This is a genomic window from Pseudooceanicola sediminis, from assembly GCF_003575965.1.
Taxonomy (GTDB): Bacteria; Pseudomonadota; Alphaproteobacteria; order Rhodobacterales; family Rhodobacteraceae; genus Pseudooceanicola; species Pseudooceanicola sediminis.
Window position 1 is genome coordinate 251,102 of sequence record NZ_QWJJ01000001.1, and the last position, 26,619, is coordinate 277,720.

Genomic DNA, 26,619 nt, shown 5'->3' on the forward strand with positions numbered 1-26,619 from the left:
TTTCCCGAAATCCACGTGTCACATCGTGCGCATGAAAACACCCTCGCTGCGGATCGCAACCTACAACCTTCAGAAATGCGTCGGGATGGACCTGCGCCGGAACCCGCGCCGGTCCCTGGAGGTGCTGGAGGAGACGGGTGCGGTGCTCTGCGTCCTGCAAGAGGCCGACAAGCGGTTGCCGCCACGGCCCGCCGCATTGCCACATGACATGGTGACCGCCGAGCGATGGCAGATTCTGCAGTTCGGCGCGCCGGGCGGTTCCCTCGGCTGGCACGGCAATGCCATGCTGTTGCGCGGCGACGTCATCGAGGTGGTCGAAACGGACCAGATCGATCTGCCCGGTCTGGAGCCCCGGGGCGCGATCCGGGCAGACCTTGAAACAGCGATCGGACCATTGAGGGTCGTTGGTGTGCATCTCGGCCTGATCGCGCGGTCGCGCCGCCAGCAATGTGCCGCATTGAGACGCATGATGGAGCGATTGCCGCCGCGCCCGACGGTCGTCGCGGGAGATTTCAATGAATGGGGCAGCGGTGCGGATCTGAACGCGGAACTCGCTCCGCTGCGGTTGCTGCATAGTCCGCCCAGCTATCCCGCCATCAGGCCAATCGCCGCGCTGGATCGCTTCAGCATCAGCCCTGATCTGACGGCGGGTCCGGTGCGGCCGCATCTGGCGCAGCCGGCACGCATCGCGTCCGACCATTTGCCCATCACAGTCGAGATCAGCCCCCGCGCGCAATAGCCAGCCAGCGCCGCGCATGCTATCGCCAAGGGGACCTCGACCGGCCGAATAGGGTATACTCATGAATTTGCTTCAGATCGCCTCGCTTCTGATCGTGCTGGCAGCCCTTTTCGGCTCGGTGAATTACTTTTTCCTGCGCCTGCCTTCGTCCATCGGAATTCTGCTGGTCGCCTTTTTGACGTCCGTGGCGATGCTGGTGTTCGATGCTTTTCTACCCGACTTCGAATTGGCGGATCGCGTCCGGTATATCATCGACGGCATCGACTTTTCCGAGGCGCTGCTGGAAGGCATGCTGGGATTGCTTCTGTTTGCCGGCGCCCTGCACGTGAAACTGTCGGACTTGCGCGACCAATGGCGCATCGTGCTGTTGATGGCGACGATCGGGGTTGGTCTGTCCACGGTCATCGTCGGCGCGGGATTCAGCTATCTGACCGGTATGCCGATCCTGATCGCACTGGTCTTTGGTTCCTTGATTGCTCCGACCGATCCGGTCGCCGTTCTGGGCGTCTTGCGCGAAGCCGCGCTGCCGAAATCCCTGGAAACCAAGATCGCGGGCGAAAGCCTGTTCAACGACGGGGTCGGGTATGTCGTTTTCCTGGTGCTGATCGGCCTGGCTTTTCCCGTCGCCTCGGACCACGCGACATCCGGCCTGGCAGATGCTGCAAAGCTGTTCTTTCAGGAGGCCGTTGGCGGCGGCGTACTGGGCCTTCTGCTGGGGTATCTGACCTTCCGGTTGATGCGGCTGATCGACGATGCGTCGCTGGAGGTTCTGATTACCCTTGCCCTGGCGTTCGGCGGGTATGAGCTTTCGGTGGCGCTGCATGTGTCGGCGCCGATCATGGCGGTCTGCGCCGGGTTGCTGATCGGGGATATCGGCGCGCGTCACGGCATGTCCGAAAACACCCGCAAGTACGTCGAAACCTTCTGGCACTTGATCGACGAAATCCTGAACGCCGTGCTGTTCCTGCTGATCGGATTTGAGGTTTTCGCGGTCGCATTGAACACCGGCTATCTTTTTGCCGGGCTGATGGCGATCGTGCTGTCCCTGCTGGCCAGGCTGGTCGCCGTTGCGGTGCCGGTCCTGATGCTGCGGATCGTTCGCGACTTCAGCAATGGAACAATCCCGATCATGACCTGGGGTGGCTTGAAGGGTGGTATCTCTGTTGCTCTGGCCCTGTCGCTACCCGATAGCGAATGGAAACCGATGATCCTTGCCGCGACCTATTGCATCGTGATTTTTTCAATCGTCGTGCAGGGTCTGACCATTGGGAAATTGGCCAAACGCGTCGGACGCCAACCTGAATTGATGTAGTCCGAGTGGCCGTCGATCGCGCGCCGGACCCCATCCCCCTTTTCGAACATCGGGCGCAACAATGACCATGCCATAATGACCATGCGATGCAGAATTCTGCAAAACGCAGGTTGAACCTTCGGTCCTGTCATAGAACAAGACTGCTATCGGCACGTACGGAGAGAGAGAATGACAACCCGCAAAGATATTCTGCGTGCCGTGTTCTGGATGAGCGGCTCTGTCGTGTCATTCCTCGCTATGGCGCTGGCCGGGCGCAGTCTGGGCAGGACTTTCGATACCTTCGAGATCATGACGTGGCGCAGCCTGACGGGTGTCGTCGTGATGGTCGTCGTGCTGACGCTGCGCGGCAGCTGGGACAAGATCAAGTTCGAGCACATGGGTTTGCACGTGGCGCGCAACATTGCCCATTTCACCGGCCAGAACCTGTGGTTCTTTGCAGTTACCCTGATCCCTATTGCCCAGGTTTTCGCGTTGGAGTTCACATCTCCGCTCTGGGTGCTCGCACTGTCTCCACTGATCCTCGGTGAACGGCTGACCTCGATCCGCGTGGCCGCAGCCGTTCTTGGATTTGCGGGTATCCTGATGGTCGCGCGTCCCGGCGCCGAGGCGATATCACCGGGCATTGTCGCCGCGGCAGTCGCGGCGATCACCTTTGCCTTCACCATGGTCTTTACCAAACGCTTGACGCGTGATGTCAGCACACTTTGCATCATCTTCTGGATGACCGTCACCCAAAGCGTGTTTGGCCTTTTGTGTGCGGGCTACGATCTGGATATGACGATGCCGGATATGACCACCCTGCCGCTGCTGCTGCTGGTCGGTTGCGCAGGGCTCTTCGGGCACTTTTGCGTCACATCTGCGCTGTCGTTTGCCCCCGCAACGGTTGTCGTACCGATAGATTTCACACGCCTGCCGCTTGCCGCGATCATCGGCGCCCTCTTTCTGGGTGACAGAATCGATCTCTGGGTCCTGGCAGGTGCCTGCGTGATCTTTGCAGGAAACTATCTGAATATCTGGTCCGAAACACGACCGCTGACCGTCGCTGATTCCGTCTGAGACCGTTTCCCCCCGAAAGGCCCCGCTGAATTACAGCTGATCACACGTCACGCAGGACGGGTGACGCGGCGTTTACGCGACCATCCCGCAACGTCAACTTACAAGACCGATTGATTGCCAAGACAAACATGTCAGTATGACAAATCTTAGTACGTCGTAATCTTTAGGGAGGAGGTCGACATGAAACTTCAAGCCGGTGTCGCACTGGTCTGTATCAGTGCATCCGCAGCATACGCTGGCGGAATAGAACGTACCACACAATCCGCCATGATATTGTATTCCGAAGGAAATCGGGTCGAACTGAGCTATGGCTTCGTGCAACCCAGCCTGAGCGGAACCAGCCGGACAGTCGTCGCGCCGATCGACAATGTTGCCAACGATTTCTCGGTACCGTCCTTTGCTCTGAAGATGGACGTGAATGAAAAACTTGCCTTCGCGTTGATCTATGACCGGCCCTTTGCTGCGGATATCGAATACCCGTCGAACCCGATGCTGGGTGGCACGATGGCAAGCTCGACCACCGATACACTGACCGCGCTCGGCAAGTATCAGTTCACCGAACAGGCCAGCGTTTTCGGCGGTCTTCGCGTTCAGAAAGCGAGCGGGGAGATCACCCTGAACGGACTGGCGTATGGTGCATTGTCCGGGTACTCGGTCGATCTGGCCGAAGATACGGCAGTTGGCTACGTGCTGGGCGCCGCGTACGAAATTCCCGACATCGCGATGCGCGTGGCGCTGACCTACAACTCGGCGATCGAACATGAATTCGATACGGTTGAAAACGTCGCGCCGACCATGACAAGCACGACCAAAACCAAGACGCCGTCGTCGTGGAACCTCGAATTCCAGACGGGCATCGCGGCCGATACGTTGCTGATGGGCTCCATCCGCTACGTCAAGCATTCCGAATTCAAGGTGACGCCCGCCGTCTTCTCGAACTTCCGCCCGGAAGGCCTGGTTAACCTCGAAGACACGACCACGTATCGCCTTGGTGTTGGCCGCCGTTTCAATGACCGTCTGTCCGGTTCGATCATGGTCGGCTACGAAAAAGAGGGCGATCCGCTGGTCTCTCCCCTCGCCCCCAGCACCGGTATGACGTCGCTGACACTTGGCGTTTCCTACAAGGTGTCGGAGCAGGTCGAAATCGGCGGTGGTATCAGCCAGACCTGGATCGGGGATGCAACACCACAGACAGGCGGCACAGCGCGCGCGGATTTCACCGACAACTCCGCAACGGCCCTGGGTCTGAAAGTGACCTATTCGTTCTAAGTTGCTCCGCTGAACAAGGCTGAGAATGCTCACGGCCCGACCTTTTCACGAGGGTCGGGCTTTTTCGTCGCCGACACGGGCTATGGCAAGTCGCATTAGGATTTGACCCCCCGCCATGCCTCGCCTACCCATGGCCCGACTCCGGACATGGGATACTGAGGGAAACCAATGCTCTACAATTCGGCCCAAGATTGGCGTGACGCCGAAGAAAAGCGCGTTCTGCTGTTTGGCATGTCCGGCCTGGGCAAGACCCATGTGTCGAACCTGCTACGTGACGATGGCGGATGGTTTCACTATTCCATCGACTATCGGATCGGCACCCGGCACATGGGCGAACATATCGCGGACAACGCCAAACGCCACGCCATGAAGGTACCGTTTCTGCGCGAATTGCTGATGACGGATTCGATTTACATCGGCTCGAATATCACTTTCAACAATCTTGCGCCCCTTTCGACATACCTGGGCAAGCCCGGCGAGCCCAGCAAGGGCGGTTTGAGTTTCGAAGAATACATGACCCGCCAGGAACAGCATCGCGTGGCCGAAATCGCCTCGCTGCTCGACACGGACCGCTTTGCGCGGCGGTCCCTGACGCTCTATGGTTACCCGAACTTCGTCTGCGACAGCGGCGGTTCGATCTGCGAGGTTGTCGATCCGGACGACCCCGAGGACGAAGTTCTCAAAGCGCTGGAAGCGACCACGCTGATGGTCTGGATCAAGGGCGATGACGCGCATACCGAACAATTGGTGCGCCGTTTTGACCGCGCGCCCAAACCGATGTACTACGAGCCCACGTTTTTGCGGCAAGCTTGGCAGGATTACCTGGCCAGTAATGATCTGCTGCCAGATGCAGTGGACCCCGACGCCTTCGTGCGCTGGACATATGCGCGCGCCCTTGCGCACCGTCAGCCCCGCTATGCCGCCATGGCCAAGCGCGGCGTGACCGTTCTGGCGGACGAGATCGCGGCCGTCAAAACCGCTGAGGATTTCGAAACCTTGATCGCGGATGCTCTTGCACGGCGCGTGCCGGATATTAATTAATCAGGCCGCCGTTCCGGCCAAGACTCAGGACTGTCCATGCCCATCAAGATTCCCGAAGACCTGCCCGCCTACGATGTTCTCACCCGCGAGGGCGTCATGGTCATGTCCGAAGGCCAGGCAGCCCTGCAGGATATTCGCCCGCTTCGGATCGGCTTGCTGAACCTGATGCCCAAGAAAATTCAGACGGAAAACCAGTTTGCCCGCCTGATCGGAGCAACACCGCTGCAAATCGAACTGAGCTTGATCCGCATGACCGAGCATCAGACCAAGAATACTGCTGCCGAACATATGGAAAGCTTTTACCGGCCATTTTCCGAGGTCGCCGCAACGGGAGAGAAGTTCGACGGCTTTATCATCACCGGCGCCCCGATCGAGCACCTTGAGTTCGAGGATGTCACCTACTGGGACGAAATCTGTCAAGTGTTCGAATGGACCCAGACACATGTGCAATCGACCTTTGGCGTATGCTGGGGTGGCATGGCCATGATCAACTATTTCCACGGCGTTCCCAAGCATATGCTGGACAGCAAGTATTTCGGATGCTTTCCGCAAACCAACCTCGACCCAGCGTCCCCCTACCTTCGGGGGTTTTCGGACATCTGCACCGTCCCGGTCAGCCGTTGGACCGAAGTTCGTCAATCAGACATCCTTGCCGCTGGTGGGTTGAATACCCTGCTGGGCGACGAGGAAACCGGGCCGTGCCTTGTCGAGGACCCCGGACATCGTGCTGTCTACGTTTTCAATCACTTTGAATATGACAGCGACACACTGAAGCAGGAATTTGATCGCGACATCGCCGAAGGAAAGGCGATTGGCGTCCCATTGAATTACTACCCCAGCGATGACCCCAGCCGGCGGCCGCAAAACCGATGGCGCAGTCACGCGCATCTGCTCTATGGCAACTGGATCAACCAGATTTACCAGACCACACCGTTCGACATGACCAAGATCGGGGCGACGGGCGGCGACGTTGGCTAAACTGATTTTGACCATCGCCATCCTCCTGCTGTGTTTCGCCGTTGCAACGATCGTGCGGAGCGCGCAGCGTCGAATTGCGATTGAGGCCGAGTATCCAGCCGAGGGGCAGTTCCTGAATGTGGACGGGCATACCGTCCACTCCCTTCAGATGGGGTCAGGGCCGGACGTGGTGCTGATCCATGGCGCATCGGGCAGTACGCGGGATTTCACCTTCTCTTTGGCGTCAAAGCTCGCCGAAGAATTTCGCGTCACGATGTTCGATCGTCCTGGCTTGGGATATACGCCCGCACTGGCGCCGCAATGTGTCACGCTGAACGCGCAGACTGATCTATTGGTCAGGGCCAGTCTGCAGATGGGGATTGATACGCCGATTGTCGTTGGTCACAGCTTTGGCGGTGCCTTGGTGATGAGCTGGGCCGTAAATCACCCTGATCGGATTGCCGCAGCCGTTTCGATTTCGGGGGCAACCTATCCCTGGCCGGGTAAACTCGATGGTTTCTACAAGCTGCTGTCACGCCCTGTTCTAGGGCCGATTATCGCCAATATCCTGAGTGCCTGGGTGCCCCGAAGCTATGTTCGCGGCGAGGTAGAAGGCGTTTTCTTGCCCCAACACGCCCCCGTCGGATACGCGGATCATATCGGCGCCGAACTGAACTTGCGGCCAGAGAGCCTGGTGGCAAATGCGCAGCAACGAACGGACCTGCGCGCGCAGCTGCGCAGCCTCAGCAAGTCTTATGCAACCATCGCAATACCAATCGAGATCCTTCACGGGACAGCAGACAAGACCGTCGATCCGGAGATACATTCCGCAGCCTTGGAACGTGACGCGCAATCGGCCCATCTTACCCGCCTGAATGGCGTTGGTCACATGCCGCATCATGTCGATGAACCCGCCGTAATCGATGCAATCCGACGTGCTGCCACGCGCGCCGGATTGCGCTGAGCTGGTAAGAGTTCCATATTGTATCAAAAGGATACCCCCATGGACTTGCCCTTCGACGGTGCGATCAGTCGCTATTTCGAGAATGAAGCCCCAGAGGCGATCCGTCAGGCAATCAAGCGCTATGAACGAGGCGATATCCTCGACCCGTCGTTCCCCTACTCCGAACGTCTGTCCGCCAAGACCTACAACAAGGAACTGCGGATCCTGCAGATTGAACTGGTCAAGATGCAGGCATGGGCAAAGGAAACCGGCGCGCGCATCGTCTGCCTGTTCGAAGGTCGGGATGCGGCCGGCAAGGGGGGCACGATCAAGCGTTTCCGCGAAAACCTGAACCCGCGCGGCGCGAACGTCGTCGCATTGCCAACGCCGAGCAACCGCGAACAGGGCCAATGGTATTTTCAACGCTATATCGACCACCTGCCCGCGCCCGGCGAAATCGTCTTTTATGATCGCTCATGGTACAATCGCGCGGTGGTCGAAGACGTCTTTGGCTTTTGCACCCCGGCAGAACGAGAACGGTTTTTTGCCCAGGTTGGGGATCTGGAGAAGATGCTGGTCACGGACGGCATCCACCTGTTCAAATTCTGGCTGAATGTCGGTCGCGCGGAACAATTGCGCCGATTTATCGATCGCGAGCAGGATCCGCTGAAACAATGGAAGATCAGTACGATCGATGTGAACGGCCTGCCAAAATGGCAGGAATATTCAAAGGCCATCGCAGAAACATTTCTGCGCACACACGCGCCCTTTGCACCATGGACGGTGATCAGATCGGATGACAAACGGCGCGCCCGTCTGGCGGCGATCCGCAAGGTTGTCAGCGCCCTTGATTACGACCGCAAATCAGCGGCATCCATTGGCCCGATCGACACAAAAATCTGCGGCGGCCCGGAAATTTGGGATGCCTAAGAAACGCGGATATCACCACGGAAACCTGCGTCAGGCGCTGGTTGAGGCGGCGCTGGACCTGATCGAGGCAAAGGGGCCAACGGGTTTCACACTGTCCGAAGCTGCCAAGCAGGCGGGTGTCACGCCAGCGGCTGTTTACCGGCACTTCGAAGGGCGCGAAGATCTGATCGCCGAAGCTGCGCGCCAAGGCTATGAAATTTTTGCCGACGTCATCGACTATGCCTATCAGTCCGGACAACCCTCTGCGCTTGCTGCTTTCGAGGCGACGGGGCGGGCCTACCTGGCCTTTGCACGTCGATACCCCGGGCATTATATTGCGATGTTCGAAAGCGGGATTTCGGTCAATCGCAATCCCGATCTGGCCAAGGTGGCGCGTCACGCCTGGGACGTGCTGGAGCGCGCCGCCGAAGATCTGTCGCAGCATATTCCTGCGGAAAAGCGCCCACCCGCATCGATGTTTTCGGCCCACATCTGGGCGATGAGCCACGGTGTCGTGGAATTGTTCGCACGAAATTCTCCCGGAAAGCAAAGTGCCTTTGCCGCCGAAGACCTGCTGGAGACAGGGATCGGGGTCTATCTGCGCGGCCTTGGCCTGATCGCTCCGGATAAGTAGCGACGTTAAGTCAGGCGAAAGACGAATCTGTCAGACCCCGGACAAACTGCTCAAGGTTGGGGGTCGCTTGTCCACCGTGTCGCAATCATCTGAAAAAATTGAATTCAATGCCGACACGCTTGGGCAGCGGTTCGAATCTCATCGACGCCTTGCCACCCGTATCGTTCGCTGGGTCGTCTACCTCTCGGCGCCGGCCGTAGCGGGCGCTGCCTTTCTGACCGGTGGAGGCATGTTCTGGCCGGTGTTGATCGCGACGATCCTTCTGGCGGCGTTTGGCGCCGCAACCTCCAGGATGCCGGGAAAAATTGGTCGTGTCCTCCTTTCCTTGGCCCTGATTGCACAGTGTTTTCTGATGAACGCCGCAATGATGGGCCATCCGATGCAACCGGATAGCCATATGTTGTATTTCACCGCCCTCACGGCAATTGCGACTCTCAGCTCTCGCCCTGCTCTGCTGGCATCTTTGGCTCTGATCGTTGCCCACCATCTCTTGACCACGCTTCTTTTGCCATCCCTCACGTTTCTGACAGCCGACATCTCATTCAACCTTATACGCTCAGGGTATCACGCCGTAGCGGTAGCGTTGGCTGTGGGGAACCTGCTGCTGATTGTGAATATTCGCCTGCTGCAAACAGTGTTCTCGGAGCGTCGCGCTGTGAAGCTCGAGGAGGCAATGAAAGATGTCAAATCGGCGCTCGCTCAGGCCGAACGTCAACACGAGGCCGCGCGACAGGCACAGGTGTTGGCCGAGCAAGCCACCGCCTCAGCCATGGCCGCCCGAACAGAAGCTGAAACCGCCCTCAAGCGCGCCGAAGACAATGCCAGCGCCGCCGTCCTGGCACAGGCAGAAACTGCCGAAATGCGCCAGAAACATGAACAAGAGGTGGCAGAAGTCATTGACCACCTTCAGGAAAAGCTCGCTCTCGTTGCCGAGGGCGATCTGACAACACGTATTGACCGTCCCCTCCCCGTGGCGTTTTCCGATCTATCCCGCAGCTTCAACACTGGCGTCGCACGCCTGGAAGATGCTCTCGTCGCAGTTCAGGAGGAAGTGCTTTCGATCCAGCGCCAGTCACAGGAAATAAATGGCGCGGCAGAGGATCTGGGAAAGCGTACTGAAAAACAGGTCAGTACCCTTACCGAAACGGCGTCAACCCTTTCACAATTGACGCTTTTGATCCGCGATATCGCGCGCGATACAGGTGCAGCCCGGACCGCAACAGATGAAACCAAGGTCGAGGCGACTTCTGGAACCGACGTCATGGGCAAGACGGTCACGGCCATGGACCAGATCGAAGGATCTTCTTCGGAAATACGAAAAATCATCACGGTTATCGACGATATAGCATTTCAAACCAACCTGCTTGCGCTGAACGCCGGTGTAGAGGCCGCGCGGGCTGGTGAGGCGGGGCGTGGTTTCGCGGTGGTGGCGAACGAAGTTCGCGCCTTGGCACAGCGCAGTTCAGAAGCCGCCAAGGAAATTGATGCGCTGATAAACGGTAGCGCCACACATGTCATGAATGGCGTGGGCCTGGTGAAAACAACGGGTAGCGCGCTTGAGAGCATTCGAAATGCCGTCACCCTGACAGCCGAGCGAATGCAGGCGGTCGCAGAGGCGACATCGGAGCAATCAAAAGGCCTTACAGAAGTGAATACGGCCATCAAGAATTTGGAGGCTTTCGCCCAGCAAAACGCAGCCATTTTCGAGGAGACCATCGCCGCCAATGCAGTTCTCTTCGAAACCGCAGAGGTACTTGCTGATCGGGTGGGGCAGTTCAGGATAAGGCAAACCAGCGCAGCAGCACCAAAGCACTTCGCGAAACACGAGGCTTCCTGGTCAGTAGAAAAGACAGTCAGGAAAGTGAGCTAGCCCAGTTTCTCACCCCTAGGTGGGATTAGGTTGCCACGCCCCTGTGACTTCGTCCCTGATAGCCAAAACCGGTAAGACCTGAAACAAACGAAAAGGCCGCCCAAGGGGCGGCCTTTCCAAAAACCAAAAAAGTTCGATCACCGTTTGGAGAACTGGAAGCTACGGCGGGCCTTGGCCTTACCATATTTCTTACGCTCTACCACACGGCTGTCGCGCGTGAGGAAGCCAGCTGCTTTCAAAGCGCCACGCAGGCTCGGATTATACAACTGCAGCGCTTTCGAAATGCCGTGCTTGACTGCACCGGCCTGCCCAGAAAGCCCACCACCCTTGACGGTCGCCATGACGTCGAATTCACCTTCGACACCTGCGATCGAGAACGGCTGCGCCAGGATCATTTGCAGAACCGGACGCGCGAAATAGGCGTTCATGTCCTTACCGTTGACGGTGACCTTGCCGGAACCCGGTTTGATCCAAACACGAGCAACGGCATCCTTGCGTTTGCCGGTGGCGTAGGAACGGCCCAGTTCATCGCGTGTCGGTTCGGGCAGAGCGTCGGAGTCGAGCGCTGCAGCAACGGAACCGGCGTTGGCGGTTACGGTGCCCTTCAGCTCTTCGAGCGAATTGATTTGATCAGCCATCTATCAGCTCCGCGTGTTCTTGGAGTTCATGGATTTTACGTCCAGCACGTCGGGCGCTTGCGCCTCGTGCGGATGCTCTGCTCCGGCGTAGACGCGCAGGTTGGTCATCTGCTGGCGGCTCAGGCGGTTGCCCGGCAGCATACGTTTGACGGCTGCAGTCACAACGCGCTCCGGGTGCGCACCTTCCAAGATCTGGGAGGCGGTGCGGTTCTTGATACCGCCCGGGTGGCCAGTGTGCCAGTAATAGGTCTTGTCCGTACGCTTCTTACCGGTCAGCTGGATCTTGTCAGCGTTGATGATAATCACGTTGTCGCCCATATCCATGTGTGGCGTGAACGACGGTTTGTGCTTGCCACGCAGGCGCATGGCGACGATCGATGCAAGACGGCCGAGAACAACGCCTTCAGCGTCGATCAGGATCCACTTCTTGTCGATGTCTGCAGGTGTTGCAGAGAAGGTTTTCATTTGGGTGCCCTTTAAGATTGGCAGCCCGCGCGGCGAACGCTTGGCGGGCGAATTGATTGGGCGGTTATACAGCGGAACCAGAGCCAGTCAAGCGACATCACTTCCGAAAATATCATCGAAATCAACTACTTACAATTTAGGTATCAGAATACCCCATATTTTCCTGCTTACCCTCACCCGATTTCGGGCAGGTTGAGACCCGCGCCGCAGGTGGCGGTATCAACGTCGGTATCAGGACGGTATCGCGTAGGTCATCGTGGCGCGCGCGACCGGGGCTTCGGCCCCTTCTGAGAACAACAGCACATCGCCGACGGCAAGACTGCGGCCGAGCTTGAGCAATGTGCACCGACCGATCAGGTCGGCATTGGCGCGCGGCTTGCGCATGAAGTCCATCGAACAGCTTGTCGTCACCGTCAGAGCCTTGGGTCCGATCATCGCAAGCACGGCAAGATAGACCGCCACATCGGCGAGCGCGAACATCGAGGGGCCCGAGACGGTGCCGCCCGGACGCAGATGACGCTCCGCCACCTTCAGGCGCACGCGCAGCGCCATATCCTGTACGTCCTCGATCACGAAATCCGCGTGAACCTGCGGGAACACCTCGACCAGAAAGGCCGAAAGGGCCTCTGCATCCATCTTTACCGCCATCTCGTGACCTCCTCCCAAAGGACATGTATGGCCCCTGCCCCAAACGGGCCGGACCACGCGCCACGATTTACCATGAGACGCCGCAACTCAACCCGCCGGGTTTGCAACGTCACGGCATTTGATTTGCAAATCCGGCTCAGACGCCGGTGCGACACCAAGACAGCGCCGCTCGCAGACCCGGGGAATATCAAATGCCTTTGCCTTCATCGCGGCGATGCCTTAGATCGCGGGCATGACACAAAAGCTCCATATCATCGGCGGCGGCATGGCCGGATCCGAGGCCGCATGGCAGGCCGCGCAAGCCGGTTGTCCCGTGGTCATTCACGAGATGCGCCCGACCGTCGAGACCTTTGCACATCGCACTGGCAACCTGGCCGAGATGGTCTGTTCGAACTCGTTCCGGTCGGACGACAGCGAACAGAATGCCGTCGGGCTGCTGCACTGGGAAATGCGCGCCGCCGGCGGCATCATCATGGCCACGGCCGACAGGCACCGCCTGCCAGCCGGTGGCGCGCTGGCGGTCGACCGCGACCCCTTTGCCGCCGCGGTGACCGAAACCCTGATGAGCCATCCCCTTATCGAAGTGGAATACGGTGAAATCACGGAACTGCCACGCGAGGGCCACTGGATCATTGCCACCGGCCCGCTGACATCCGAAGGGCTGGGCCGCGCGATCCAGGCGGAGACCGGCACCGAGGCGCTGGCGTTCTTTGATGCCATCGCGCCCATCGTCTATGCCGACAGCATCAACATGGACATCGCGTGGATGCAGTCGCGCTATGACAAGGGCGAAACCGAGGAAGAACAGCGCGCCTACCTGAATTGCCCGATGACCAAGGCCGACTATGAAGCCTTCATGGACGCCCTGCTGGACGCCGACAAGGCCGCGTTCCACGAGGGCGAAACCGCAGGTTACTTCGACGGCTGCCTGCCCATCGAAGTCATGGCGGAGCGTGGCCGCGAAACCCTGCGTCACGGACCGATGAAGCCCGTCGGCCTGACCAATGCCCACAAGCCCGAAGACAAGCCTTATGCGGTGGTGCAGCTGCGCCGAGATAATGCCCTTGGCACGCTCTACAACATCGTCGGCTTTCAGACTAAGATGAAGTATGGCGCACAAGCTGATGTTTTCAGGATGATTCCCGGTCTGGAGGACGCGCGGTTCGCCCGCCTTGGCGGCATCCACCGGAACACCTTTATCAACTCGCCCACGCTGCTTGATGGCCAGATGCGCCTGCGGTCCTGCCCCAATATTCGCTTTGCCGGGCAGATCACAGGCGTCGAGGGATATGTTGAAAGCGCGGCAATGGGCCTGCTGGCCGGCCGCATGGCGGCGGCCGAAATCGCGGGGCGGGAACTGTTGCCACCGCCGCCGGAAACCGCGCTCGGCGCGCTCGTCACGCATATCACTGGCGGCGCGGAGGCAAAGACCTTTCAGCCGATGAACGTGAATTTCGGCCTGTTTCCACCGGTCGACGGGCTGAAAGGCGGCCGCCGTGGCCGCAAGGATCGTTACAAGGCCTATACCGATCGCGCCAAGGAATTGTGGCAAGGCTGGCTGGACGCACAAGGGAGTGCGATGCCCGATGCCGCGCGCGAAGACCACCTTGCAAGCGACTGACATGAAATGATTGTGACCCGGTTTGCACCATCCCCCACGGGGCCATTGCATCTGGGTCACGCCTTTTCTGCCCTGATGTCCCAGAGGATCGCGCGCTCTGGCGGTGGCACATTTCTGTTGCGCATCGAAGACATTGATCAATCCCGCGCGCGTGCCGAGTGGGAAACACAGATTTTTGACGATCTGCATTGGCTTGGCCTGCAATGGCCGGAGCCGGTGATGCGCCAGTCAGAACGTTTGCAAATCTATCGCGACGCTTTGCAAAGCCTTTGGGACATGGGGTTGCTATACCCGTGCCAGTGTTCCCGGCGTGACATCGCCGAGGCGCTGTCTGCACCGCAAGAGTGTGCAGAACCAAAGGTTTCTGGGCCAACGGTCGGACCCGACGGCCCGGTCTACCCCGGGACCTGCCGCCCCTTGCGCCCGCCCACGGGCACGATCCCCACAGACCTGCCGCTGCGGCTGAACATGGCGCGCGCCGTGGCGCAGCAAGACGCTTGCTTTGACGAATGCGGCCACGGGCCGGAAGGGCAAACCGGCACCATCCGCATCCCCCCCGACCACATGATCCACGCGATCGGCGACGTCGTGCTGGCACGGCGCGACATGGGGACGTCCTATCATCTGTCGGTGGTTTGCGATGACGCCGCGCAACAGGTCAGCGACGTTGTTCGCGGCCAGGATCTGTTCGAAGCGACGGCGATCCATGTGCTATTGCAGCGCCTGCTGGGCCACCCGACGCCACGGTATCACCATCATCGCCTGATCCGCGACGCTGCGGGCAAGCGGCTGGCCAAGCGCGACGATGCACGCGCGATCGCCACCTATCGGGCCGAGGGCGCCCGCCCCGATGATCTCCGCGCGATGGTCGGGCTCTAGACCATCGGCTGCATCAGTTCGACCTCTTCGCCATCACGCAGGGCCGTGTAAAAGCAGCTTCGCCGGTTGGTATGGCAGGCCGGGCCGGTCTGGCGCACCTGGATCAGCAGGCAGTCGCGGTCGCAATCGACCCGCATCTCGACCAGGGACTGAAGGTGACCGGAAGTTTCACCCTTGATCCAGAAGCTCTGCCGCGAGCGCGACCAGTAGGTCACCTTGCCAGTCTCCAGCGTCATGTCGACCGAAGCCGCATTCATCCAGGCCATCATCAGCACTTCGCCGGTGTCGGCGTCCTGCGCAATGGCGGGAATCAGGCCTTTTTCATCGTAGTTGAGTGTCGAGGCATCAAAGCGCATCCACAAACCCTTTGCATCCGGGAAACCGGCGCCTATCTAGGACATAAGCAGCCTGAAGAACAGCGCAGAAAGGATGCGGCATGAGCGAGACGGACCTGATCAAACTCTATTCCAACCGCATCCTCGCGCTGGCGGCGGATATTCCGCGTCAGACCAGGTTGGAGGCGCCGGACGCCACGGTGCGCAAACGTGCCCCACTGTGTGGCTCGACCGTGACGGTCGATGTCCGCGTCGAGGATGGCAGGATCGTCGATTACGGCCAGGAGGTGCGCGCCTGCGCCTTGGGTCAGGCCGCCGCAAGCATCGTCGGGGGCGGGATATTGGGGCAGACACGGGCCGAGGTGCACGCCGCGCGCGATGCGCTGCGGGCCATGCTGAAGGAAGGCGGACCGACGCCGCCGGCCCCCTTTGACGGGTTGGAGGTTCTGGGCCCGGCGCGCGATTACAAGAATCGCCATGCCTCGATCCTGCTGTCACTGGACGCGCTTTGCGAGGCGATGGACGAAGTGGCCAGGGTCGACTGCGCTTAGTCGATTGCGCTTAACGGGTTGTTTGGACATCGCCCCTATGCCTGAAGGTCAGACGATCTCTCTGGGCAAATATGGAACAGACATCAACATTTCATGATCCGTCGCCGGTGGGCGCATCTCTCGACCGGCTGGCGGAAAATGCCGCCTCGCTCGGCCAGGAAGTGGTGGATGTCGAGGGGTTCCTGGAGGACCTGAACCAGCGCACGGGCGACCTGCTGGCCGAGCTGCGTAATGTCCGCAAGGGCACCGGCACGGTGCTGCAGATGAACGCCAGTGTCATGGTCACCATCCAGGAGGCCTATGCCGAGCTTGAGCAGACCCAGGCGCGCTTTCTGGACGGTCACGCCAAGACCCGTCAGGCCGGTGAACTGGGGCGCCAGGTGACGGACTGGATCGACACTCTGGAACGGCGCACCGGCAACGTCGGGCAGATCCTGACGGACGTACAGCAAAGCAACAATCAGGTGGCCGCCATCGCCACGCAGGTCAACATGCTGGCGATCAATGCCAAGATCGAGGCCGCCCGTGCAGGCGAGGCCGGCCGTGGGTTTTCCGTCGTCGCCGATGCAATCAATGCCTTGTCACAGCAGACCGGGGTCGCCGCCGACCTGATCAGCGAAAACGTTCAGCGCCTGGTGGACTGGATCATCCAGTTGCAAAAGGAAACCGGCAGTGTCGCGAAGACGTCGCAAACCCTGTCCGGTGTCAGCAAGATGTCGCAGGAATTGACGATTCAGGTGCGTGACGCGCTTGATCTGACCGTCGGGCGCATGAAGCTGGTGCGCGACGATGCCGTCGAGGCAGACCGCGCCCTGCGTGTATTCTCTCCGCAAATCGAGGAGACCTTCAATATCGTGCGTGAGAGCGCAGACGCTGTGGCCGAAGTTCACGACAGGGTTCATGATCTGGTCGATTTGTCGGAAACGCTGGTACAGGACAGCGTGATGGCCGGTGGTGGCGCCAGCGATCTGCCCCTGATCCGCGCGGTGCAGGCGCGCGCCAGCCAGATTACCCAGCTGTTCAATGACGCGATAGACTCTGGGCGGATCAGTTTCGAGGACATGTTCGACGAGGAGTATCGCAGCATCCCTCGCACGAATCCCGAACAGCTGATGGCGCCGTTTACCGCGCTGACAGACTCGCTGCTGCCGGAAATACTGGAAACGGCGCTGGATCTGGATGAAAGGATCGTGTTTTGCGCCGCTGTCGATCGCAATGGCTATCTACCGACGCACAATCGCAAATTTTCCGAACCGCAGGGTGATGACCCCGTCTGGAACATGGCGCATAGCCGGAACAGGCGTATTTTCGATGACCGTGTCGGGCTGAAAGCGGGCCGCAACAAGACACCTTTCCTGATGCAGGTCTATCGCCGCGATATGGGCGGCGGAGAATTCATGTTGATGAAGGATCTCTCGGCGCCGATCTTTGTCAAGAATCGTCATTGGGGAGGTCTGCGCCTGGCGTTTCAGTTCTGATCCCCCTGCTCCCTACCCCGATCAGCCCGGCCCCGAAACCCGATATCGGCGGGCCGTTCGAGAGACAGACACTGTTAAAGGCCAAAAACCCATAAATAACAAAAATGCCGCCGCATCACTCGGGATGCGGCGGCCAGTGATGCAATGTCGCTTGGGACCAGACGCGGGTATCGGGAAGAGGCACTTCCGATCCTCGGGGACAGGCAATCCCGGAGGAAACCGCTGGGGAAGCGGCCGCGTCATGAACGACTTGCAGGCAGAAACCTCAGGTCAGGACAGGCAGGAACAGGGATCCGACCAGCAGAACGGTCAGCGCAATGGCGCCAAGCAGATCCTCTAGCAAAGTGGCACGAGAGCGCCTTGCGGCATTGAGAATATCGTTCAGCATCGTCCAGTTCCTTTCCATCATCGCTAGTGTTGCTTCTTTGTTCTCACATAGATTGCCCCACGTAAAGAACTTTTTAAGAACATAGGTGAACAAAGTGCGATTACTGGCGCGACAGAGGGACTAACCTACTGAAATCAGACGAATTGCCTCGTCTTGCCCCATGAGCCACAAAAGTGAGCGAGCGGCCTTGCCCCGATCACTTTCCAGCTTTGGATCTCGGGCCAGCAGCGAGCGGGCGTCGGTTTGGGCAATCGCCATCAGGTCCGTCTGGTGTTCCAGATCGGCGATGCGAAAGCGTGGCAGGCCGCTTTGTGCCGTGCCAATCAGATCCCCGGCGCCGCGCATCGCCAGATCAGCCTCGGCAATGCGAAAGCCGTCCTCGGTTTCCCGCAGCAGAGTCAGGCGTTTCTGACCGGCCTCGGCCATCGGGGGCTGGTACATCAGCAGGCAGGTCGATTGCGCCGACCCGCGCCCGACGCGACCGCGCAGTTGGTGCAACTGCGCCAGGCCGAAAATCTCGGCCCGTTCAATCACCATGATCGACGCATTGGGCACATTGACACCAACCTCGATCACCGTGGTGGCAACGAGGATATCCGTTTCGCCGCGCTGGAAGGCCGCCATGGCAGCATCTTTCTGATCGGGCGGCATCTGGCCGTGAACCAATCCGACGCGACCTTCGCCCAGCCGGGCGCGCAGATGTTTGAAGCGTTGCTCTGCCGACGTGAGATCGACGCTTTCGCTTTCTTCCACCAGCGGGCAGACCCAGTAGGCCTGTTTGCCATCGCGGGTGGCGCGATCAAGATGGTCGATCACCTCGTCCATCCGCTCGGTCGACGCGAGAGAGGTCTGAACCGGCTTGCGACCTGGCGGTTTTTCATCCAGCACCGAGATATCCATATCGCCATATTGCGCAAGCGAAAGGCTGCGCGGGATCGGCGTTGCGGTCATCACCAGAATGTCGACGCCCTGCCCCTTCTGGCCCAGCTGAAGGCGTTGGCGCACGCCGAACTTGTGCTGTTCATCAATGATCGCAAGACGCAGATCGGAAAAGGTCACGTCCTCCTGAAACACGGCATGGGTGCCGACAAGGATGTTGATATCGCCGGCGGCGAGGGCAGCAAGCTTGGCCCGGCGTTCAGCCCCCTTGTCGCGCCCCGTCAGGATATCCAGTCGCACACCCGCCGATGCGGCAAGCGGCGCCAACCCCTCAAGATGTTGACGCGCAAGGATTTCCGTCGGCGCCATCATGACACCCTGCCCGCCCGCCTCGACCGCGATCAACAGTGACAGCAGGCCGACCAGCGTCTTGCCCGACCCGACATCGCCCTGCAAAAGGCGCGACATGCGCAGCGGCGCGGCCATGTCCGCCGCAATTTCGGCGACGGCACGACGTTGGGCGCCGGTCGGGTTGTAGGGTATGGCCGCCAGCACCTTTTCACGGCAGTGGCCAGTGCCGACGCTGCTGCGCCCCCTCGTCTTGCGTTCGCGCATCCGGGCCAAAGCCAGCGTCAGTTGGTGCGCCAGAAATTCATCGTAGGCCAACCGCGTGCGCGCAGGATCAAAGAGGCTGACCGAGGCGATGCTGTCGGGAGTGTGGGCCTGATGCAGCGCGGCGCGCCAGTCCGGCCATTCGGCTGTCGATTTCTGAGACGGATCGATCCATTCGGGCAACTCAGGTGCCATTGAGAGCGCCGAAGCGGCTGCCTTCGCCATCATTTTCTGCGTAACACCCGCGGTCAACGGATACACCGGCTCGAAATCGGGAATTTCGTCTGCCTCATCCTCGGCCAGGATATGATCGGGATGCGGCATCTGCGCCAAACCGTCGTAGAGTTCCAGCCGCCCGGAGATCAGTCGTCGTGCGCCGACTGGCAGGATGCGTTCGAGGTAGGGCGCCTTTGCGTGAAAGAAAATAAGATCGAACGTCACCTCAGCGTCGGCAACCTGAACGCGGTAGGCGCCGCGTGAACGAGGTGGAATATGGCGCATGACGGTCACTTCGACCGTGGCAACGGCCGGCAGGACAAGGCCCGCAATCGTGTCGCGACGACGGCGATCAATGGCGCCCTGGGGCAGAACGAACAGAAGGTCACGCGGTACAAAAACACGTAACCCTTCCATGTTCCGCGCCGTCTTAGGGCCAATCCCCTCAAGACTTTCCAACTTGGCAAACAGCGGAAAGAGAACTTCGGGCCGAGTGCTCATGCGTCGCCGATCAGGGCCAGCCAGCCATCTTCGTCCATGGTTTCCACGCCGAGCTCCGCCGCTTTCCTGGCCTTGGAGCCCGCCCCCGGACCAGCGACCAGGATGTCGGTCTTGGCCGAAACGGAACCCGCAACCTTGGCACCAAGCGCCTCTGCACGGGCCTTTGCCTCGGATCGGGTCATCTTTTCCAGGGTCCCGGTAAACACCACCGTCTTGCCCGCCACGGGGCTGCCACTGGTGTCGGGCGGTGTGATATCCTGCACATCCAGTTGCGCGATCAGGCGGTCGATCGACGCCCGCTCGGCCTCTTGTGCGAAACTCGCCACGAGAGAGGTCGCCATGACAGTGCCGACGCCGTCGATTCCCAAGAGATCGTCAAGCGCATCGCCGCCATCCTGCGCCGCCAGGACGCCGGCCTCCAGCGCCTGCCAGCTGCCGTAATGCTGGGCGATCAGTCGCGATGCGGCCTCGCCCAAATGCCGGATCCCCAAGGCGAACAAAAGCTTGTCGAGGCCGATGGCGCGGCTTGTGTCGATGGCATCGAAAAGGTTCGCTGCACTCTTTTCGCCCCAGCCTTCGCGGTTCTTGAGTTGTTGCAGGCCCGTGCCATAGCGTTGGCGCAGCAGAAAGATGTCGGCGGGCTCGCGTATCCACTCATCGCGATAAAATTGCTCCACCTGCTTGGCCCCCAACCCCTCAATATCGAAGGCCCCGCGCGACACGAAATGTTTCAATTTTTCTACGGCCTGCGCCGGACAAATCAAGCCACCGCTGCAACGACGCACAGCGTCGCCGGGTTCGCGTATCGCATCTGACTCGCATTCCGGACATGTCGTCGGGAACTGAAAGGCATGGGTGTCGGCCGGACGTCTGGACAAATCCACATCCGCAATCTTTGGGATGACGTCGCCGGCACGGTAAATCTGCACCCAATCCCCGACCCGAATATCCTTACCCTCTCGGATCTCATCGCCCTTGCTGTCGCGCCCTGCGATGTAATCTTCATTGTGAAGCGTCGCGTTCGAGACGACGACACCGCCAACAGTCACGGGCAAGAGCCGCGCAACCGGGCTGAGTGCCCCGGTCCGGCCGACCTGAATGTCAATCGCCTCAAGCGTCGTCCAGGCCAGTTCGGCTGGGAATTTATGAGCAATCGCCCAACGGGGAGTGGTCGATCGGAACCCGAGGCGCGATTGCAGTGCAAGATCGTTAACCTTGTAGACGACACCATCGATATCATAGCCCAGAGTGGCCCGCTGCGTTTCGATCTTGCGGTAATGCGCGACCATTTCGGTCGGACCATCGCAGAGCGCGGTCAGTGGATTTGTCTGGAAACCGAGCGCCTGCAACCGCTGGATTGCGCCCATCTGCGTATCGGCCAAGGGTGCCGAAAGAACACCCCAGGCATAAGCGAAAAAGCGCAGGGGCCGCGATCTGGTGATCGCCGCATCAAGTTGGCGCAGAGATCCGGCGGCTGCGTTTCGCGGATTGGCAAAGGTCTTGGCGCCCGCTTCGGCTTGTCTGTCGTTCAGGGACTGGAAATCAGCGTGGCTCATGTAGACTTCGCCACGCACCTCGACGCGATCCGGGGCGCCTGAAATCTGGCTGGGGATATCGTCGATTGTCAGCGCATTGGCGGTCACGTTTTCACCCACCTCGCCGTCACCGCGCGTCGCCGCGCGTACCAGCTTGCCCTTTTCGTAGAGCAAAGACAGGCTGAGCCCGTCGATCTTGGGTTCCGCGGTAAAGACCAGCTGTGCGTCGGATTGCAGGTTCAGATAGCGGCGAATCCGCTGATCGAAATCAGTGATATCCTCGTCTGAAAAAGCGTTGGCAAGCGACAGCATACGTTGTTCGTGGCGGATCTTGCCAAACCCGTCAGCCGGGGCGGCGCCCACCTGATCACTGGGGCTGTCGTCCCGCTTGAGTGCGGGAAAGCGCGCCTCGATCGCTGCATTTCGGCGTTTGAGCCGGTCATATTCCGCATCGGAAATTTCCGGCGTATCGTCCTGGTGATAGGCAAGGTTGGCCTGCGCCAGCTTGAGCGCGAGATCGGCAAGCGCCTGTCGTGCCTGCGCCTCGGTCATGGCCTCGGGTGCCAGGTCATCGGAAGTATCGGATGTCGGTTCCTGTTGCGCGGTCATGAAGAACGCCCCCTTGATTCACACTCTCGGCCGACCCGAGGGTCGTTTCGAGAAGTGATAGGGGGCGTCTTTAGCAAGGTCCAGTCGTGAGTGGTGGCGCGGGGGGACCGACTTCCCCTTGGTCAGTCGTCAGCTTGCAGCGCCGATGGCCATACGCTTTTCGTCCATCTGCCCCGGCTCGGGGTCACGAAGCACATAGCCGCGGCCCCAGACGGTTTCGATGTAATTGTCGCCTTCGGTAGCCGTAGACAGTTTCTTGCGTAGTTTGCAGATGAAGACATCGATGATCTTCAGCTCGGGTTCATCCATGCCGCCGTACAGATGGTTCAGGAACATTTCCTTTGTCAGGGTCGTCCCCTTCCGCAGGCTGAGCAACTCAAGCATCTGGTATTCCTTGCCCGTCAGATGGACCGGCTTGCCGTCCGCCTCGACAGTCTTCGCGTCGAGATTGACCTCGATCCGGCCGGTACTGATGACCGACTGCGAATGGCCCTTGGAGCGACGGATGATCGCATGTATGCGCGCGACCAGCTCTTCTCGGTGGAAGGGTTTCGTAAGATAGTCGTCAGCGCCGAACCCGAAGCCCTTGAGCTTGTTTTCCGTGTCGTCTGCACCCGAGAGGATCAGGATCGGCGTTTCGATCCTGGCCAGGCGCAATTGACGCAGCACCTCGTGGCCGTTCATGTCCGGAAGACCGAGATCCAGCAGGATCAGGTCGTAATCATAAAGCTTCGCAAGATCGATCCCCTCTTCCCCCAAGTCCGTCGTGTAGACGTTGAGATTGGCATGGGTCAGCATCAACTCGATACTCTTCGACGTCGTCGGATCATCTTCAACCAAAAGCACACGCATACCGAGTTTTCTCCGTTTATCCCCTAGACGTAAACGACCCTGACGCCATTTGGTTAATCTTAAGTTACCGCATATGACGCTTTCCAGCAACAACTCATGGTTGACGAAACTTTTGAAGCGCAGTCGCCTTCAGCGCCTCTTCACCATGATTGGCGACGGCACTTACCCATTCCAGAAACTCTTCGGCTGAAATTTCATATCGTTCCAAGGCTTCGTCCTGTGTGATCAGACCGTGCACGACGCCGCGCACGACCGCCGCCTTGCGTGACGCCACCCAGCGTCGCGTCTCGGCCGGCGGCAGGTCGGCCCGGGTCATGACACGACCATCGGGCAAGGTTATCGCCCGCGGCCCCTGTACTTTTTTCAGATACATCGCTCTGATCCTCGTTCACTCGCGTGTATCCTTGGCCTTGTGTTTTAACGCCGGGTGAAACAGCGGGTTGAGAGTGTCTCGCATTTTCCTATATTCAGATGGTCTTGCGCCCCCTGCCGGGGCAGATCAGGAGCAATCATGGCCTTGGACGCTGAAATCGGACTGAATTCGCTGGGATTTCCCAAGCCCCCGCAGCAGACGCGCGTGGTCGTCGCCATGTCTGGTGGCGTCGACAGTTCCGTCGTCGCGGCAAAGCTGGCGGAAGAGGGCTATGATGTGGTCGGGGTGACTTTGCAGCTCTATGATCACGGGGCTGCATTGGCCAAGAAGGGTGCCTGCTGCGCGGGATTGGATATTCACGACGCGCGCCGGGTGGCCGAAGAGATGGGTTTCCCACACTATGTTCTTGATTATGAAAACATTTTCAAAGACGCGGTAATAGACGAATTCGCCGACAGCTATCTGGCCGGCGCGACACCGGTGCCCTGTATCCGGTGCAACGAACGCGTCAAGTTCAAGGATCTTCTGGAAACCGCACGTGATCTTGATGCCGATTGCATGGCGACCGGTCACTACATCCAGCGCAAGATGGGCGTCAACGGTCCCGAACTGCACAGCGCCGAGGACGCGAATCGCGATCAGAGCTATTTCCTCTTCTCGACAACGCCGGAACAGTTAGAATTTTTGAGATTTCCCTTGGGGCACCTCGCCTCAAAGGCGGAAACACGTGCGCTTGCCGCGCAATACGGCCTTGCAGTGGCCGACAAGCCCGACAGCCAGGACATCTGCTTTGTTCCGAACGGAGATTACGCCAGCGTGATCGAAAAGCTGCGTCCCGGCGCGGCCGAGCCCGGTGATATCGTCGATGTCGATGGCAATGTGTTGGGCACGCACAACGGGGTGATCCATTATACCATCGGTCAACGGCGCGGTCTGGGCATCGGCGGGCTGGCCGATCCGCTGTACGTGGTTAAGCTGGACGTTGACAACCGCAAGGTGATCGTCGGCCCGAAAGAGTTGCTGTCGACCCGTACCATTCCGGTGCGTGAGATCAATTGGCTGGGCGATGGTGCATTGACCGACCGTGAAAGTTACGAGATTTCGGTGAAGGTCCGTTCGACCCGCCCACCCCGCGAAGCGATCCTGCGCCCGATTTCGCCAACCGAGGCCGAGGTCGAACTGCTGACACCCGAGGAAGGCGTTTCACCGGGCCAGGCCTGCGTGTTTTATGAGACTGGCGGCACCCGGATTCTTGGTGGCGGCTGGATCTGGCGCGGCTAGAGACGGTCCAGAATCGCCCGGGCCGCCCTCAGGCCCGGCGCCTCGCCGGTCTTGCCCAGCCGGTCCATCGTCAGCGCCATCGCAGACAGTTGTGCCTGCGGTGTTTCCAGAACGCCCGTGATCGCCGGTGCTATCAACTCTGCCCTGCAATCATCGGCAATGAACTCGGGTATCGTGCGCGTGTCCGAGACCAGATTGACCAGGGTCACCGTGTCGGTCAGCAACATGCGTTGGATGATCCGGCGGGTCAGCCAATGCATGTCGTAGGCGATCACCATGGGCGTCGCCGCCGCGGCCAATTCAAGAGACACCGTGCCCGATGCGGCAAGGGCGACGTCGGCGGCCTTGAATGCGGCACGCTTTTCAGCGGCAAAGGTGGTGCGGTCGACGCCGCGCGGGTCCAGGACGATCGGCGGCACTGGCCAGGTTGCCACCATATCCTGTACCGTCTGCGCCACGTGGTCGGCCGCAGGCAACACCAACCGAAGATCCGGATGCGCGGCCTTGGCCCGCGCCAGAACGTCGGAAAAGATCGGGCCGAGCTTTGCGACCTCGCCGCGGCGGGAACCAGGCAGAACCAGCAGCAAAGGGGCCTCTCCTATGCCGTGGCGCGCACGGAATGACGCGACCTCCTCTGTCGTCGCGACAGGTTCGGTGACCACCGGATGGCCAACAAAATCACACGCCATCCCAGCACGTTGCATATAGGGCGGTTCAAACGGGAACAGCGCCAGCACGTGGTCGATGACCCTGGCCATCTTTTCCGCGCGTTTGGGGCGCCACGCCCAGACGGTCGGCGCAACATAGTGAACGGTGCGGATGTCGGAACGTTGCTTGACCAGCCCGGCCACGCGTAGACAGAAATCCGGGCTGTCGATTGTCAGCAGCAGATCCGGCGGATCGGCCAGCACTGCATCCGCGCATTCGCGGATCCGGCGCTTGAGATGAAAGTACTTCGGCGCAATTTCGGCCAGCCCCATCACCGACAATTCGTCCATCGGAAAGCGGCTTGTCAGCCCTTCGGCCTGCATCTTTGCGCCGCCAACCCCGTCAAAGCGGATGTCGGGGACAAGCGCCCTGAGACCGGCCATCACCGCCGCCCCGAGGGAATCCCCCGAGGGTTCACCGGCAATCACGAAGATACGCATCAGACTTCCTCCGCAAGGATGGTGAGGCCCAGCTCATCAGCAAGCGGGAGCAGGACGTCGCGATCGATCAGGAGAACACGCCCTGCGGCGATCACGATACCTTCCAGCCCTGCCTCGGCGGCGCGGCGCAGGGTATCGGGACCGATGGCGGGCATGTCGACACGCAAATCCTGCCCTGATTTCGGGAACTTGCACAGAACGCCCCGGCCGCGACGCAAGCGATCCGGCGTCTGTGCCACAAAGCGCAACATGGCATCGGTTCCCTGGATCGTCTCAATCCCGAGGCACAGACCACCGGCCACGACGCAGCCTTGGCTGACATCCAGCGGCGCCAGCCCTTCGAGGATATCGCGGCCGCGCGCGCTGTCGACGCGGGCCTCCTTCGACAACGGTGCCCCACTGAGGAGACCAGCCGAGGCGGTCAGTGCGGGCAGCAGGTCGTGGGCGCCGACAACGCTAAAACCCTGTTCCTCGAAAACGGAAATCACCAGCCGCAGCAGGGCGTCGTCGCGGCCGGTTCCCATCGCCTTCATCACCCGCGGCGCAAGCGACATGACGGTAAAATCAAGCTGCTTCATGTCGAGATGCGGGCGCGTGGTGGCGCCGGCCATCACGATCCGCGTAATGCCTTCGGCCCGCAGGGCGGTGAAGACGGAGCCGAGTTTTTCGTATCGGTATCGTGTCAGTATCTCGTCGGGCAAGGCACAGTCCGTGCCCTCGAACGTCAGGCAATAGGCATCCGGGTAGGCGTCAGCCAGCAGCACCGGCAACGTGCCGCCGCCAGCGATGATGCCGAGCCGCCCCTGAACCGCGCCACCCTGGTCTGTCGCGTTCCCGCTGGCAGCCGTTTTCCTGCGCCCTGGCAACCAGCCCACGGCGC

General features: G+C 60.1%; 26 protein-coding genes. 15 read left to right on the forward strand and 11 right to left on the reverse strand.

Features of this window, described 5'->3' with window-relative positions; all coding sequences use genetic code 11:
• The first annotated feature begins 31 nt into the window (after nt 1-31).
• The 10 genes from DL237_RS01145 (at nt 32) to DL237_RS01190 (ending at nt 10,730) form a co-directional block, all read left to right on the forward strand.
• Nucleotides 32-739, forward strand: a complete 708-nt coding sequence (locus DL237_RS01145; protein ID WP_119397171.1) for an endonuclease/exonuclease/phosphatase family protein — start codon at nt 32-34, stop codon at nt 737-739.
• Between the two features lie 61 nt (nt 740-800).
• Nucleotides 801-2,051, forward strand: a complete 1,251-nt coding sequence (locus DL237_RS01150; protein ID WP_119397172.1) for a cation:proton antiporter — start codon at nt 801-803, stop codon at nt 2,049-2,051.
• Nucleotides 2,052-2,219: 168 nt separating this feature from the next.
• Nucleotides 2,220-3,107, forward strand: a complete 888-nt coding sequence (locus DL237_RS01155; RefSeq protein WP_233544819.1) for a DMT family transporter — start codon at nt 2,220-2,222, stop codon at nt 3,105-3,107.
• A gap of 180 nt (nt 3,108-3,287) precedes the next feature.
• The gene (locus DL237_RS01160) at nt 3,288-4,376 is read left to right on the forward strand and encodes an OmpP1/FadL family transporter (protein WP_119397173.1); all 1,089 of its coding nucleotides are present in this window, start codon (nt 3,288-3,290) and stop codon (nt 4,374-4,376) included.
• A 168-nt stretch (nt 4,377-4,544) separates the two neighbouring features.
• Nucleotides 4,545-5,417, forward strand: coding sequence for an ATPase (locus DL237_RS01165; RefSeq protein WP_119397174.1), 873 nt, complete (start codon nt 4,545-4,547; stop codon nt 5,415-5,417).
• Between the two features lie 36 nt (nt 5,418-5,453).
• The gene (locus DL237_RS01170; RefSeq protein ID WP_119397175.1) at nt 5,454-6,395 is read left to right on the forward strand and encodes a homoserine O-succinyltransferase; all 942 of its coding nucleotides are present in this window, start codon (nt 5,454-5,456) and stop codon (nt 6,393-6,395) included.
• On the forward strand, nt 6,388-7,338 hold the full coding sequence (locus DL237_RS01175) for an alpha/beta fold hydrolase (RefSeq protein ID WP_119397176.1): 951 nt from the start codon (nt 6,388-6,390) through the stop codon (nt 7,336-7,338). The genes DL237_RS01170 and DL237_RS01175 overlap by 8 nt, the downstream gene beginning before the upstream one ends.
• A gap of 39 nt (nt 7,339-7,377) precedes the next feature.
• Nucleotides 7,378-8,247: a polyphosphate kinase 2 gene (gene ppk2 / locus DL237_RS01180; RefSeq protein WP_119397177.1), complete on the forward strand. Its 870-nt coding sequence runs from the start codon at nt 7,378-7,380 to the stop codon at nt 8,245-8,247.
• Entirely contained in the window at nt 8,240-8,860 is a 621-nt protein-coding gene (locus tag DL237_RS01185) for a TetR/AcrR family transcriptional regulator (protein ID WP_119397178.1), read from the forward strand. The genes ppk2 and DL237_RS01185 overlap by 8 nt, the downstream gene beginning before the upstream one ends.
• A 76-nt stretch (nt 8,861-8,936) precedes the next feature.
• On the forward strand, nt 8,937-10,730 hold the full coding sequence (locus DL237_RS01190) for a methyl-accepting chemotaxis protein (protein ID WP_233544829.1): 1,794 nt from the start codon (nt 8,937-8,939) through the stop codon (nt 10,728-10,730).
• 137 nt (nt 10,731-10,867) lie between these two features.
• On the opposite strand, the gene rpsI is transcribed toward DL237_RS01190, so the two are convergent.
• The 3 genes from rpsI to DL237_RS01205 all read right to left on the reverse strand — a co-directional run bounded on the left by rpsI (nt 10,868) and on the right by DL237_RS01205 (nt 12,481).
• The gene (rpsI, locus tag DL237_RS01195; RefSeq protein ID WP_119397180.1) at nt 10,868-11,368 is read right to left on the reverse strand and encodes a 30S ribosomal protein S9; all 501 of its coding nucleotides are present in this window, start codon (nt 11,366-11,368) and stop codon (nt 10,868-10,870) included.
• Between the two features lie 3 nt (nt 11,369-11,371).
• A complete protein-coding gene (gene rplM / locus DL237_RS01200) occupies nt 11,372-11,833 on the reverse strand; it encodes a 50S ribosomal protein L13 (RefSeq protein WP_119397181.1) in 462 nt (153 codons plus the stop codon).
• Nucleotides 11,834-12,064: 231 nt separating this feature from the next.
• Nucleotides 12,065-12,481, reverse strand: coding sequence for a PaaI family thioesterase (locus DL237_RS01205; RefSeq protein WP_119397182.1), 417 nt, complete (start codon nt 12,479-12,481; stop codon nt 12,065-12,067).
• Nucleotides 12,482-12,713: 232 nt separating this feature from the next.
• Between DL237_RS01205 and trmFO the strand changes: the two genes are divergently transcribed.
• Together trmFO and gluQRS are read left to right on the forward strand one after the other, a co-directional pair.
• Nucleotides 12,714-14,102 (forward strand): methylenetetrahydrofolate--tRNA-(uracil(54)-C(5))-methyltransferase (FADH(2)-oxidizing) TrmFO, encoded by a 1,389-nt coding sequence (gene trmFO, locus DL237_RS01210; protein ID WP_119397183.1) that lies wholly within the window; start codon nt 12,714-12,716, stop codon nt 14,100-14,102.
• Nucleotides 14,103-14,108: 6 nt separating this feature from the next.
• Nucleotides 14,109-14,981, forward strand: coding sequence for a tRNA glutamyl-Q(34) synthetase GluQRS (gene gluQRS, locus DL237_RS01215; RefSeq protein ID WP_119397184.1), 873 nt, complete (start codon nt 14,109-14,111; stop codon nt 14,979-14,981).
• On the opposite strand, the gene hisI is transcribed toward gluQRS, so the two are convergent.
• Nucleotides 14,978-15,337, reverse strand: coding sequence for a phosphoribosyl-AMP cyclohydrolase (hisI, locus tag DL237_RS01220; RefSeq protein ID WP_119397185.1), 360 nt, complete (start codon nt 15,335-15,337; stop codon nt 14,978-14,980). The genes gluQRS and hisI overlap by 4 nt on opposite strands.
• Nucleotides 15,338-15,417: 80 nt before the next feature.
• On the opposite strand from hisI, the gene DL237_RS01225 reads away from it, so the two are divergent.
• Both DL237_RS01225 and DL237_RS01230 read left to right on the forward strand, forming a co-directional pair.
• Complete coding sequence (locus DL237_RS01225; RefSeq protein WP_119397186.1) at nt 15,418-15,867, forward strand: iron-sulfur cluster assembly scaffold protein; 450 nt, start codon at nt 15,418-15,420, stop codon at nt 15,865-15,867.
• A 71-nt stretch (nt 15,868-15,938) separates the two neighbouring features.
• A complete protein-coding gene (locus DL237_RS01230; protein ID WP_119397187.1) occupies nt 15,939-17,345 on the forward strand; it encodes a methyl-accepting chemotaxis protein in 1,407 nt (468 codons plus the stop codon).
• A gap of 265 nt (nt 17,346-17,610) precedes the next feature.
• Here DL237_RS01230 and DL237_RS20955 read toward each other — a convergent pair whose 3' ends face one another.
• From DL237_RS20955 to sciP, 5 genes are all read right to left on the reverse strand, one after another.
• A complete protein-coding gene (locus tag DL237_RS20955) occupies nt 17,611-17,733 on the reverse strand; it encodes a hypothetical protein (RefSeq protein WP_267896996.1) in 123 nt (40 codons plus the stop codon).
• Nucleotides 17,734-17,853: 120 nt separating this feature from the next.
• The gene (gene recG / locus DL237_RS01235; protein ID WP_119397188.1) at nt 17,854-19,941 is read right to left on the reverse strand and encodes an ATP-dependent DNA helicase RecG; all 2,088 of its coding nucleotides are present in this window, start codon (nt 19,939-19,941) and stop codon (nt 17,854-17,856) included.
• Nucleotides 19,938-22,028, reverse strand: coding sequence for an NAD-dependent DNA ligase LigA (gene ligA, locus DL237_RS01240; protein WP_407691893.1), 2,091 nt, complete (start codon nt 22,026-22,028; stop codon nt 19,938-19,940). Before ligA ends, recG begins: the two co-directional genes overlap by 4 nt.
• A gap of 186 nt (nt 22,029-22,214) precedes the next feature.
• Complete coding sequence (gene ctrA / locus DL237_RS01245; RefSeq protein WP_119397190.1) at nt 22,215-22,937, reverse strand: response regulator transcription factor CtrA; 723 nt, start codon at nt 22,935-22,937, stop codon at nt 22,215-22,217.
• 94 nt (nt 22,938-23,031) lie between these two features.
• Nucleotides 23,032-23,310: a CtrA inhibitor SciP gene (sciP, locus tag DL237_RS01250; RefSeq protein WP_119397191.1), complete on the reverse strand. Its 279-nt coding sequence runs from the start codon at nt 23,308-23,310 to the stop codon at nt 23,032-23,034.
• Nucleotides 23,311-23,448: 138 nt separating this feature from the next.
• Here sciP and mnmA point away from each other — a divergent pair, with 138 nt between their 5' ends.
• Nucleotides 23,449-24,591 carry a tRNA 2-thiouridine(34) synthase MnmA gene (mnmA, locus tag DL237_RS01255; protein ID WP_119397192.1) on the forward strand — a complete coding sequence of 381 codons (1,143 nt, stop codon included), beginning with the start codon at nt 23,449-23,451 and terminating at the stop codon, nt 24,589-24,591.
• Here mnmA and lpxB read toward each other — a convergent pair.
• Both lpxB and DL237_RS01265 read right to left on the reverse strand, forming a co-directional pair.
• Complete coding sequence (gene lpxB / locus DL237_RS01260; protein ID WP_119397193.1) at nt 24,588-25,739, reverse strand: lipid-A-disaccharide synthase; 1,152 nt, start codon at nt 25,737-25,739, stop codon at nt 24,588-24,590. The genes mnmA and lpxB overlap by 4 nt on opposite strands.
• Nucleotides 25,739-26,614, reverse strand: coding sequence for an LpxI family protein (locus tag DL237_RS01265; protein WP_321185923.1), 876 nt, complete (start codon nt 26,612-26,614; stop codon nt 25,739-25,741). The genes lpxB and DL237_RS01265 overlap by 1 nt, the downstream gene beginning before the upstream one ends.
• Between the last annotated feature and the right edge of the window lie 5 nt (nt 26,615-26,619).

Bases quoted from the DNA above. Each gene is read 5' to 3' on its own strand.
- DL237_RS01145 (WP_119397171.1), top strand. From the start codon at position 32: ATGAAAACACCCTCGCTGCGGATCGCAACCTACAACCTTCAGAAATGC.
- DL237_RS01150 (WP_119397172.1), top strand. From the start codon at position 801: ATGAATTTGCTTCAGATCGCCTCGCTTCTGATCGTGCTGGCAGCCCTT.
- DL237_RS01155 (WP_233544819.1), top strand. From the start codon at position 2,220: ATGACAACCCGCAAAGATATTCTGCGTGCCGTGTTCTGGATGAGCGGC.
- DL237_RS01160 (WP_119397173.1), top strand. From the start codon at position 3,288: ATGAAACTTCAAGCCGGTGTCGCACTGGTCTGTATCAGTGCATCCGCA.
- DL237_RS01165 (WP_119397174.1), top strand. From the start codon at position 4,545: ATGCTCTACAATTCGGCCCAAGATTGGCGTGACGCCGAAGAAAAGCGC.
- DL237_RS01170 (WP_119397175.1), top strand. From the start codon at position 5,454: ATGCCCATCAAGATTCCCGAAGACCTGCCCGCCTACGATGTTCTCACC.
- ppk2 (WP_119397177.1), top strand. From the start codon at position 7,378: ATGGACTTGCCCTTCGACGGTGCGATCAGTCGCTATTTCGAGAATGAA.
- DL237_RS01185 (WP_119397178.1), top strand. From the start codon at position 8,240: ATGCCTAAGAAACGCGGATATCACCACGGAAACCTGCGTCAGGCGCTG.
- rpsI (WP_119397180.1), bottom strand. From the start codon at position 11,368: ATGGCTGATCAAATCAATTCGCTCGAAGAGCTGAAGGGCACCGTAACC.
- rplM (WP_119397181.1), bottom strand. From the start codon at position 11,833: ATGAAAACCTTCTCTGCAACACCTGCAGACATCGACAAGAAGTGGATC.
- DL237_RS01205 (WP_119397182.1), bottom strand. From the start codon at position 12,481: ATGGCGGTAAAGATGGATGCAGAGGCCCTTTCGGCCTTTCTGGTCGAG.
- trmFO (WP_119397183.1), top strand. From the start codon at position 12,714: ATGACACAAAAGCTCCATATCATCGGCGGCGGCATGGCCGGATCCGAG.
- gluQRS (WP_119397184.1), top strand. From the start codon at position 14,109: ATGATTGTGACCCGGTTTGCACCATCCCCCACGGGGCCATTGCATCTG.
- hisI (WP_119397185.1), bottom strand. From the start codon at position 15,337: ATGCGCTTTGATGCCTCGACACTCAACTACGATGAAAAAGGCCTGATT.
- DL237_RS01225 (WP_119397186.1), top strand. From the start codon at position 15,418: ATGAGCGAGACGGACCTGATCAAACTCTATTCCAACCGCATCCTCGCG.
- DL237_RS01230 (WP_119397187.1), top strand. From the start codon at position 15,939: ATGGAACAGACATCAACATTTCATGATCCGTCGCCGGTGGGCGCATCT.
- DL237_RS20955 (WP_267896996.1), bottom strand. From the start codon at position 17,733: ATGCTGAACGATATTCTCAATGCCGCAAGGCGCTCTCGTGCCACTTTG.
- recG (WP_119397188.1), bottom strand. From the start codon at position 19,941: ATGAGCACTCGGCCCGAAGTTCTCTTTCCGCTGTTTGCCAAGTTGGAA.
- ligA (WP_407691893.1), bottom strand. From the start codon at position 22,028: ATGACCGAGGCGCAGGCACGACAGGCGCTTGCCGATCTCGCGCTCAAG.
- ctrA (WP_119397190.1), bottom strand. From the start codon at position 22,937: ATGCGTGTGCTTTTGGTTGAAGATGATCCGACGACGTCGAAGAGTATC.
- sciP (WP_119397191.1), bottom strand. From the start codon at position 23,310: ATGTATCTGAAAAAAGTACAGGGGCCGCGGGCGATAACCTTGCCCGAT.
- mnmA (WP_119397192.1), top strand. From the start codon at position 23,449: ATGGCCTTGGACGCTGAAATCGGACTGAATTCGCTGGGATTTCCCAAG.
- lpxB (WP_119397193.1), bottom strand. From the start codon at position 25,739: ATGCGTATCTTCGTGATTGCCGGTGAACCCTCGGGGGATTCCCTCGGG.